The following is a 9,063-nucleotide window of genomic DNA, read 5'->3' as shown; positions in this document are numbered from 1 at the left end:
TCGACACGAACGACCAGCTCTCCCCCGCGTTCCTGTCGCTGAACCCGAACAACAAGATCCCGGCGATCATCGATCCGAACGGCCCGGACGGCAAGCCGCTGCCGCTGTTCGAATCGGGCGCGATCCTGATCTATCTCGCGGACAAGACGGGCCAGCTGATCCCGAAGGATCTCGCGGGCCGTTACGAGACGATCCAGTGGGTGATGTTCCAGATGGGTGGCATCGGGCCGATGTTCGGCCAGGTCGGTTTCTTCCACAAGTTCGCTGGCCGCGACTACGAGGACAAGCGCCCGCGCGACCGCTACGTCGGCGAATCGAAGCGCCTGCTCGGCGTGCTCGACGCGCATCTCGCGAACCGCCAGTGGGTGATGGGCGATACCTACACGATCGCCGACATCGCGATCTTCCCGTGGGTGCGCAACCTCGTTGGCTTCTATGAAGCGGGTGATCTGGTCGGCTTCAGCGAATTCCGGAACGTCAAGCGGGTGCTCGACGCGTTCGTTGCGCGTCCGGCTGTCGCGCGCGGGCTCAACATTCCTGCACGAGGCTGACCTGCCACGCGGCCGCACGCTGTGCGGGCCGCGAACGGCAACGCCCGCCGCATTGCGCGGCGGGCTTTTTGCGGTTTATCGCGAATTTCCGGGGAACGCCGGGATGAGAAGAATGAGTCCGCCGTTTCTCGAAGAAGCCTTGGCCACGCGTTATATCGGCGACCGCGATGTCGTCTCGCGGGCGGCGGCGCCTCGATTACCGTGCAGCAACAGGAGAACCCGATGATCAAAGTCAGTGTCATGTACCCGTACGCCGCAGGCGCGCGATTCGATCATGCTTACTACCGCGAGCGCCATATGCCAATGGTGAAACAGCGGCTCGGCGCTGCATGTCTGTACTACACGGTGGACAAGGGCATCGCAGGCGGTGCTCCGGGCACTGCCCCGGCTTACGTGGCCAAGTGCGACTTCGTCTGCACGTCTGTCGAAGCTTTCCAGGCAGCCCGCGATCCGCACGCGCAGGAGATCATGGCCGACATCGCCAATTACACGGATATACAACCCGTACTGCAAATCAGTGAGGTGGTGGTGGAGCGTTCGGACGTCTGACCAAGGTGCGGATCTCGCCCAAGCACCGCATCCGCGTATCGCGTACTCGGGCAGTAAGGCGGTGCTTAACAAGCGTTCCAGCCCTTCGGCGATCTGCGTGGCCTCAAACGTGACTTCGAGCTTTACGCCGACCAAGCGGTCTTGCTCCCCTCACCGCCCGTCGCACCCGGTGTCGAGGCTATCAAGGAACGCTGTCGCTTTGGAGCCAGCGACCTTTCCTGCCTCGCTCTCCTTCTCGTTGGGCCATGCCGCGATGGGTGCCTGAGTTACCAGCGGGTCGCACGGGAACGCTCGAAATTCGCCGTTCGGCCCGTTGCCGGAGATCACGACCGGCGGCTGACGGCCATAAACCGCCGTTCATACGCATCGTCGGCTAGCCACTCTGGCGTCAGCTCCACCGCCGTAACCGGTCATTCGATCTTAAACAGAGAGCCTGCAGGCACAACGATATCCGCCGACCAATCGACCTACTAATAAGAAACTGCACTTGGATGCTGGTGCCCCCTAGCGATTACTGGTTACGCTGCGTAGGTATTCCACGCAGGAGGCATAGTCACTGCGACCTGCAATATTCACATTGTTGTATCCCATTGTGCGTTCGAAATTGTGCCAGTTCTGCAGTATGGTCTCGCCGAGGTCAAGTGGGGTGAGTCCGTTGGCGTTGACAAGGTGCAGTAGCGCGGGATCATGCGCCACCAGAAGGTGCGCGATATCGGTTCGTCCGAGCTTGACGGCAGTGTGCAACGCGCTGTTGCCTTCACCGGCTTCGACTATTCGCAAATCGGGGCGGTGCGCGAGCATGACAGCGAGGCACTCGACCGACGCCCCCTTCACTGCGGCGTGGAAAGCCGTTCTGCCGCAATAGTCCTGCAGGTCGAGGTCAGCTCCAGCATCGAGCAAAGCGTGCACGATCTGCATGTCGTCGCGATCGGCGGCCAGCATGAGGGCAGTCTGCCGCTTGAAGTCCGTCTGGTTCGCCTGTTCCGGCCACGCTTTCAATAGAAGGCAGATCGCATGGCGGCGTTTGTCGAGATGCATGGCGAACCTCCTGACATCGTCGGTCAGTTCCTCCGGAATCGTGGTTTGCAAGCGCGGCATAGTTGCTTCAAGTTCGCTGAGTAGCTTCAGCCAACAAAGTAGGACCGAATCACCGCGCACGCTATCCAACTGCTTCTCGCGGAACGATTTGGCGTTGTCCTCGAACCAGCGTTGCAGACAATCCCAATCTTCCGCTTCGATCATTCGAAACGTTTCACCGACGATTTGCTTAACTTGAGCCTCGGCGATTGGCTGCTTCTTCGGGTAGCCCGGATAGGGTTTGTAGAGCGTGTCCCAGAAATATTCGGCGACGGCTTTCGCCACATTCTCCAAATTCACGTTCGTGGGATCGCCCTCGAACATGTGGGTCGCCATCATGATGCGATACGGTCGTTCATGCTCATGCGGAACGGGTCTCCGGTCCGCGACCAGCGTCGCAAACAGGTCGCGCGCCGTTTCGCCGAGTATCGATCCGAAGTTGCACTGATGGCCGGCGTCGATGGCCAGCCTGAAAAGCTTGGCCGCCTCTTCGAACTGATTGCGTGCGAGACAATGTTTCGCACGATATTGCAAGAGCGGCAGCGCCCAGGCTGCGTACGCGGGACTACGCTCCGCTTCTTCCAGCAGCGCCTCAACGCGCTGTTCGACGTCGCGTGGCCGGTCCGAGGAGCGGCTGTTGAGAAGATGCCCGAGTGCGCAGACGAGCACGCCGGCCGCCTGTTCGGGCGTTTTTGCAAGTTCTCGCATGCGCTCGATCGCTGCCTGGTGCGCTCTTGGCGAGATATCGTCAGACAACGCCAGCTGGGAGACCGCCCAATAGTCGCCTTCCGCCTGAAGCGCTCGCCACGGAGACGACGTCCTGACCCGATCCTTCAGATGGTTCACTCGTTGCTCGATCTCGAGAAAGTCGCTCAGCAATCGGCCCTTCGTCTGAGTAATGCGCAGCGCGTCCGCGCCATCCAGCGGGAAGAAATCGTCGAGCGGCGCCTGTGCGTCCAGAGTGGTGAAACGGTGCGTCAGTAGATCGGCGAGATTGTAATGAGCGGTAGCCCGGCACGAAGGCGCAACCGACAGAAAAATCGTCGCTCGGTCCAGGGGCGGAAGATGACGCTCGAACCACGCATCTTGTTCCACTTCGGTGTCAGCGCACTTGTAGGCTTCGACGGTCAGGTTGTAGCTGAGCCGAAACAGGCCGAAGAGCTGTAGCACCTTGTTTTCGTTGGCATCGGGACAGGTGATGGCAACGTCGGGGCACAGAAACGCTACGAGTCGTTTGTAGCCGTCCTGCACCGCGCGCGCGATGCGAAGGCGCAGACGAACGGTGCGCATCGACGGCCTGGCATAGCGTACCTCGAGCAGCCGAGCGAACTCATCTTGTTCGTCGGGCGACGCCTCGCCATTCATGATGGCCTCGATGCGGCCGGGCTGGGTCATCGGGATTTGCGAGCACAGAGCTTCCGCATCCAGTTTCTTATGATGGACGAAAGCCAGTGCGGCGGCGATCCGTTCCCCGTGCGGTAGTTCTCCGGGCAAGTCCAGCGCGCCTTCGAATTTCAGCGTGGCGTCATCGGGGAAATAGTCGTTGATCGACTGGATCCTCGGGATCGTTCCGTTTCGCCATTTGTAGAGTGTCCGCTCCATCGAATCTTGGGGGGCATCGGTGTTGTCTCTAACCTTGGCGCCGCCCAGATTGAGTGCCACCTGATCCATCGGCAAGCCGAGAAGATCCATGAGCCAATCGACGACGTGCTGCACAGGGAGGGAAAGCTGTTTTGTCGTCTGGTCGATGTTGGGAAGGAACCAGAATTCGCCGCCGGGCATACCTTGGTCGAAGGGCTCACCCAGATTCCAGTTCGCGATGAGGCGTCCTGCCGCCGGAGCGTAGCTGAAGGCGCACATATGCCAGATGACTTGACGGGCACTTGCACCAAGTGTCCAGACGGCCTGCGAGAGGAAGCGATCGAAGGCCGTCCAGTCGGCGAGATTGACGAGGGCATCACGGCGTGCGATTTCGCTCATTTCGAGCGCATCGAAAATCCCTTCGAGTTCGCTTTTTACCATGGCTTGATGGTTCTCAAGCTTCATTTCGAGTTTGACGAACTTCTCTTGCTTTTTTGACGACTGACGCTCGAGGCCGATGCATTGGCTAATTTCGAGCAGAACGGATTCGAAGGTCGGGAGGATGGCCATGACGGGACGTTCGGAAGTGGATAGCAGGCAGGGGACATTTTCTGCAATCGATGGGAAAATTCTAATGAACTTTCGCGTCCCCCTCATTTTTTCCACCCACCGCTAAGCAAGGGGACGCGAAAGGTCATTTCACAGCAGCGGTGCGGAAGACAGAGTAGCTGAACCTGTCACCCACCGGAGAACCCCCTTGGCGCAGACCGAAAATGAGCATCAACACATCCCGCGCGAGCTGGTCATCAATTGGCACGTAACCGAGGCATGCAACTATGGTTGCCGTTACTGCTACGCCAAATGGGACAAGGTCGAGTCCCGTCGAGAACTGATTCATGACTGGGCAGGCACGACGCGCCTGCTCCAGGAACTGCAAACCTTTTTCGTTCCCGGGAACGCGACGAATCCGCTTGCGAAAGCATTCGAATGGACATCCGTCCGGTTGAACCTTGCTGGCGGTGAGCCGCTCCTGTATGACCGGCAGATTCTGCTCGTCGCCGCGCTTGCGCGTGAACTCGGATTTGGCGTTTCGATCATCACCAATGCCAGCTTGTTGACTCCCGCGCTGGCGGAAGCGCTGGCTGACCATCTGTCGTTGCTTGGCGTCAGTCTGGATTCGGCGAGTAGCGCGTCGATCCGAGCGATCGGTCGTTGTGACAGGCGAGGACGGCAGCTTACGGCCGACACACTGGAAGGAAGCATCGCGGCTGCCCGAAAGGTCAACCCGGAGCTGCGCCTCAAGATCAACACTGTCGTCAATGCGCTCAACTACGGCGAGGACATGGCGCCGCTGATACGCAAACTGGCACCGGAAAAATGGAAGGTGCTCAGGATGCTGCCGATAGTTACGTCCGAGCTCGGCGTCTCCGACGCTCAGTTCGAGGCCTTCGTGCAACGCCATTCTGGCCATGGCCTGCCGCTGCGCGCGGAGGACAACGTTGACATGACCGAGTCGTACATCATGATCGATCCGGTTGGACGCTTCTTCCAGAATGATGGTTCTTGCAGTGGGTATCGCTACAGTCCGCCAATTCCTCGCGTCGGCGCAATCGCCGCATTCGCGAAGATCGCGTTGTTGCCGACCCGATATCTTGCGAGATACACCCCGACGGACACCATGCGATGAAGTATTCCTCGCAAAAGGAGATCGACGTCCTGGTTCGCCAACTCATCAGGGAGGGTTGGAGATTCACGCGGGGAGGCAGACACGGCCGCCTGCTGCCGCCTTCGGGGCATCGCGCGCTGACTGTCCCTTGTACTCCCGGCGATCATCGAGCCTGGTTGAATTTCAAACGAGACGTGAAAAACGCATGTCGATGCGAGTATGAGCGTCGGTCGTCCGCAAACGCGAGATAGAGGGATTGCCCGACAGACACGCATTCTAGTTCGACAGTGGTATCTGGCCGCTTATAACCAAAGCACGGACGCTCGATAGTGCAAATTCGCGAGGCCACTCAGGGTCGTGCGCCGTCGATCATTGATAAGCGCCAGACTGCCGGCAGCGATCATTTCGCCGAACTTTTAGAGATGGCCCGGTACTTTACGGCGTGGCGGCACCGCGTCATCCGTTCGATTGCAAAGGCTGAAATCACTGACGTTAGCCCAACGGCGCTCGCTGCTTGCGTCCATCGTGCTGAACAGAAGTCTGTCCAGCGTGCCACGGCAACGCCGAGAGGTGTGACCCGAACAATCAGTCAACCCGGTACCAGCGACCAGATTCTGGACACACAGCGGCTGGTGCGCCGTTCGACCAGACTTGCTCCTCATCCAGGTGCAGCGAGGTCGAAGGGGCGATGTCGAAGACTACCTTAAGTGCTTGCCCAACATGGGCATCTTCGATGGGAAGCTCCCAAGTCAGGAATATCTGGATGCAATCCTGGTCCGTCGCGAAGTCGACCGCATTAAAGCCGCTGCTGCCGCGCTGAATGACGCCATGAGGCTGGCCGGTATCGAATATCACAGCTGTCCCACGGGTCAGGGGAATGCGATGGCCCGTAGAGGGAAAATGCAAGTCCAGCCCCCGGTCCTCGCTCAGGAATAGATTGCAGAAGGCCGCACCGCCATATTGCGCACCGTCATGGTGGTACTTCGCGCCACGACAGGCCATGAGGGCTACGTCACTGGAGGCAAGCACGGTGGGCAGTCCTAGTGCGCACGTCCAGTCGGACATTGCCTGCACGCAGCGCTTATAGTCCGGCCAGCGCGCTTGCGTTCGCGCCAAAGGCATAGCCTCGACGTCCCCGGGTTCCAGGACGAGCCGCGACGATGTTTCTCTTTCCCAGTCTGCAAGCACGCGTGCAGAGGGAACGGGCACGTCGACCGTGCCTGATAGAACGATGTCACTTACGCGTCGACTGCGGATGGCGTCGCCGCTCCAGAAATAGGAAGTCAGCATGTTTCGAATTCGACGCTGTCGAAGGGGGCATCTGGGCGATTGTAACGATTCAGCCTGATCACGTCGGCGAAAATCAGCCATGAAGGGACGTTCGACACAAGCACCCGGATCGATGACAATCCACGCTGGGTTGGCAGCGGCCATCAATCTGTAGCCGGATGCGTTGCACACTTTCGCGACGAAGCCGATGCCTCGGGATTGACTCTCGCTTACGTGGTTGCCTCGTCCAGCGCCCCCAACCATCAACTGAGATCAACCGCAATTCTCTTTGCGAAGCGTGTTTGATGGAAATAGCCGTAGCGACAACAAAGAGGGGTTGATGCCAAAAGTCTGCTTACTCATTTCCTTGGCAATAGCTGCTTCAGGGGCGGTTGCCGCCCCGTCAGCTTCTGTGTTGGTCGGGCCGGATTCTCTTCTCCCTCCTGCTCAAAAACCTTGTGGGATAGTGGGCTCGATAACTATTCCACCGGAGGTTCCGCATGCACGGGCATGCTTTAAGCGGTCCGCAGTGGAAGAGTTAATCCGCTCTTCAGATGGACTCTCCACTGCTGTGATGCAAACCCTGTTGCCCCCCTTGGGCGGTACGAGTTTGGGCAGGTCGAATTTCTGCAGTCGGGTATGCAATCCTGCTTGCAACAAATCATTTTCATCCCAAACAACGATTGTGCAGCAGACCAAACAAGCCGATGAGGTGAGTGATGCATGTCGATGCATGCGACCGTGGGGCGGCAATTGTGGATTGCCAACGAACTGACTGACGCATGAACGAGTAAGTTTTGACTTACAGATAAGTGGCCGCTTGGAGTCAGCCGAGCGGCTGTTTCGGGTCAGCAGCGGAATGTCACCGGTCCATGCGATGGTGTATCACCGCCGGCCAGGTTTTCTGGTTCGGCCATGACGCATATCCCACGCGTTCATAGGTCAGGACGCTCGGACGTCGGCGCATACTTCGCAAACGGTCATTCGACTTCGACGGTGGAGCGTCGCTCAATCGCCGTGTTGACGAGAGATGTCGCGAACGGCCGGTACCCTATGCCGATCACGAGCGCGAGATGAACCTCGCCGCGCATCACAGGGTGCACCGAGTCCCCCGCTTCCACCGCTCTGGTTGCGCTCATTCTCTTCACCGCGATACATGCCCTGACATGACATGCGATCTGCGGCGACGCGGGTATCGCACACGACGCAATCATTGCCCCGCTGGCAGCTGATTCGCTTTCTATACTGTTTATGTTGCCGAGTTATCAAGGGCGTGCGTGCGTCAGCAATGCACACGTCCGACAAATCCCGGGGTAAACGAAAACTGCACCTGCCGCAAACGCTTGCGGCCGGTCGGTGAAGTTCGTCCCGTGCATGGACGGGAGAACGTGGATGGGCTCCTCAACCATCGGAGGCAATATGACAACTTACATCGTATTGATGAATTGGACCGAACAAGGCGCGCAGTCCGTGAAAGACACGGTCCAGCGAGCGAGATCGTTTCAGGAAGGGGCGCAGGCGATGGGCGTCACCGTCACCTCGCTCAAATGGACACTTGGGCCCTACGACATCGTCGCGACACTCGACGCGCCCGACGACGAAACCGCGACGCGGCTGGGACTGATGGTGGCGCAATTAGGCAATGTTCGAACCGTCAGTATGCGTGCTTTCGGCGAGACGGAAATGGAGAGGATCGTCGGCGGCATGAAGTGAAGCCTGGACGCGCGAGATGCAACAGCCATCGACAGAACAGCCATCGACAGAGATGAAACAGGCGTCCTGGAAACCGGCTGGTTGCCGTCGAATCGTGGCGTCACGGGTATTGCTCACGAGCCAGGCGCATAGCGCAGGCAAAGGCCGACGACGCGGGCGGCAAGCGTGTAGCGTGACGCCATTCTCGCGCCTCGACATGAGCCAGGTGCCTGCGCAGCTACGCTCCCGGTGGTCGATCAACGACCAGGAGCGGCGCCGCTGATACGGAAAGGTTGTCGTGAGCGGGCAGTTCTCTTGCGCGACATCGGTAACCAGGTCACTGCCAGCACCCTTGTACCTCGCGACGAAACGCTCGCCATCATCCGTCTGATCATGGATGCCATTGCCGGCCCGCAGCCGGGCATGTCTTCATGCCCGCGTCGGTCGCCGCTCAGGTGAACCCCGGTGCTTGCGTGCTGACGTTCGCCAGCGCCGGCGAGAAACGCGATCGCAAACGCCGCCGTATCGGCAAGACGATATGCGTCCGCACCGAATACTTGTCCGCGAGTGGCCGTACCGAGCGACCGTTTAGCCCTGATATTCGCCGTAGTGCGCCTGACGAGCCGACCGTCGGCAATGGGTCGGCAAGCGACGTCCGAGAAAACTCACGAAGAACCT

Annotated in this window: 8 protein-coding genes; 5 read left to right on the top strand and 3 right to left on the bottom strand. The window is 59.3% G+C overall.

Going from position 1 to position 9,063, the window contains the following annotated elements:
* Positions 1–551, top strand: a 551-nt coding sequence (locus JYJ84_RS21090) for a glutathione binding-like protein (RefSeq protein ID WP_205189427.1), incomplete at its 5' end; no start/stop codon positions are given.
* A 222-nt stretch (positions 552–773) separates the two neighbouring features.
* Complete coding sequence (locus JYJ84_RS21085; RefSeq protein ID WP_043182851.1) at positions 774–1,100, top strand: EthD family reductase; 327 nt, start codon at positions 774–776, stop codon at positions 1,098–1,100.
* A gap of 504 nt (positions 1,101–1,604) precedes the next feature.
* Here JYJ84_RS21085 and JYJ84_RS21080 read toward each other — a convergent pair.
* Positions 1,605–4,328 (bottom strand): ankyrin repeat domain-containing protein, encoded by a 2,724-nt coding sequence (locus tag JYJ84_RS21080; RefSeq protein WP_175984848.1) that lies wholly within the window; start codon positions 4,326–4,328, stop codon positions 1,605–1,607.
* Between the two features lie 187 nt (positions 4,329–4,515).
* On the opposite strand from JYJ84_RS21080, the gene JYJ84_RS21075 reads away from it, so the two are divergent.
* Positions 4,516–5,445 carry a viperin family antiviral radical SAM protein gene (locus tag JYJ84_RS21075; RefSeq protein ID WP_205184476.1) on the top strand — a complete coding sequence of 310 codons (930 nt, stop codon included), beginning with the start codon at positions 4,516–4,518 and terminating at the stop codon, positions 5,443–5,445.
* Between the two features lie 564 nt (positions 5,446–6,009).
* On the opposite strand, the gene JYJ84_RS21070 is transcribed toward JYJ84_RS21075, so the two are convergent.
* Together JYJ84_RS21070 and JYJ84_RS21065 are read right to left on the bottom strand one after the other, a co-directional pair.
* The gene (locus tag JYJ84_RS21070) at positions 6,010–6,714 is read right to left on the bottom strand and encodes a hypothetical protein (RefSeq protein WP_175984849.1); all 705 of its coding nucleotides are present in this window, start codon (positions 6,712–6,714) and stop codon (positions 6,010–6,012) included.
* 959 nt (positions 6,715–7,673) lie between these two features.
* Positions 7,674–7,832, bottom strand: coding sequence for a hypothetical protein (locus JYJ84_RS21065; RefSeq protein WP_236027668.1), 159 nt, complete (start codon positions 7,830–7,832; stop codon positions 7,674–7,676).
* 280 nt (positions 7,833–8,112) lie between these two features.
* Here JYJ84_RS21065 and JYJ84_RS21060 point away from each other — a divergent pair, with 280 nt between their 5' ends.
* Both JYJ84_RS21060 and JYJ84_RS21055 read left to right on the top strand, forming a co-directional pair.
* On the top strand, positions 8,113–8,406 hold the full coding sequence (locus JYJ84_RS21060; RefSeq protein ID WP_175984850.1) for a GYD domain-containing protein: 294 nt from the start codon (positions 8,113–8,115) through the stop codon (positions 8,404–8,406).
* A 452-nt stretch (positions 8,407–8,858) separates the two neighbouring features.
* Positions 8,859–9,063 (top strand): hypothetical protein (locus tag JYJ84_RS21055; protein WP_205189426.1); only part of this gene is annotated, 205 nt, incomplete at its 3' end.

Origin of the sequence: Burkholderia sp. LMG 13014, assembly GCF_905232215.1 — a bacterium.
In the GTDB taxonomy this organism is placed as follows: domain Bacteria; phylum Pseudomonadota; class Gammaproteobacteria; order Burkholderiales; family Burkholderiaceae; genus Burkholderia.
Note: the sequence above shows the minus strand (reverse complement) of the source record. Positions and strands in the feature narration are given on the sequence as shown.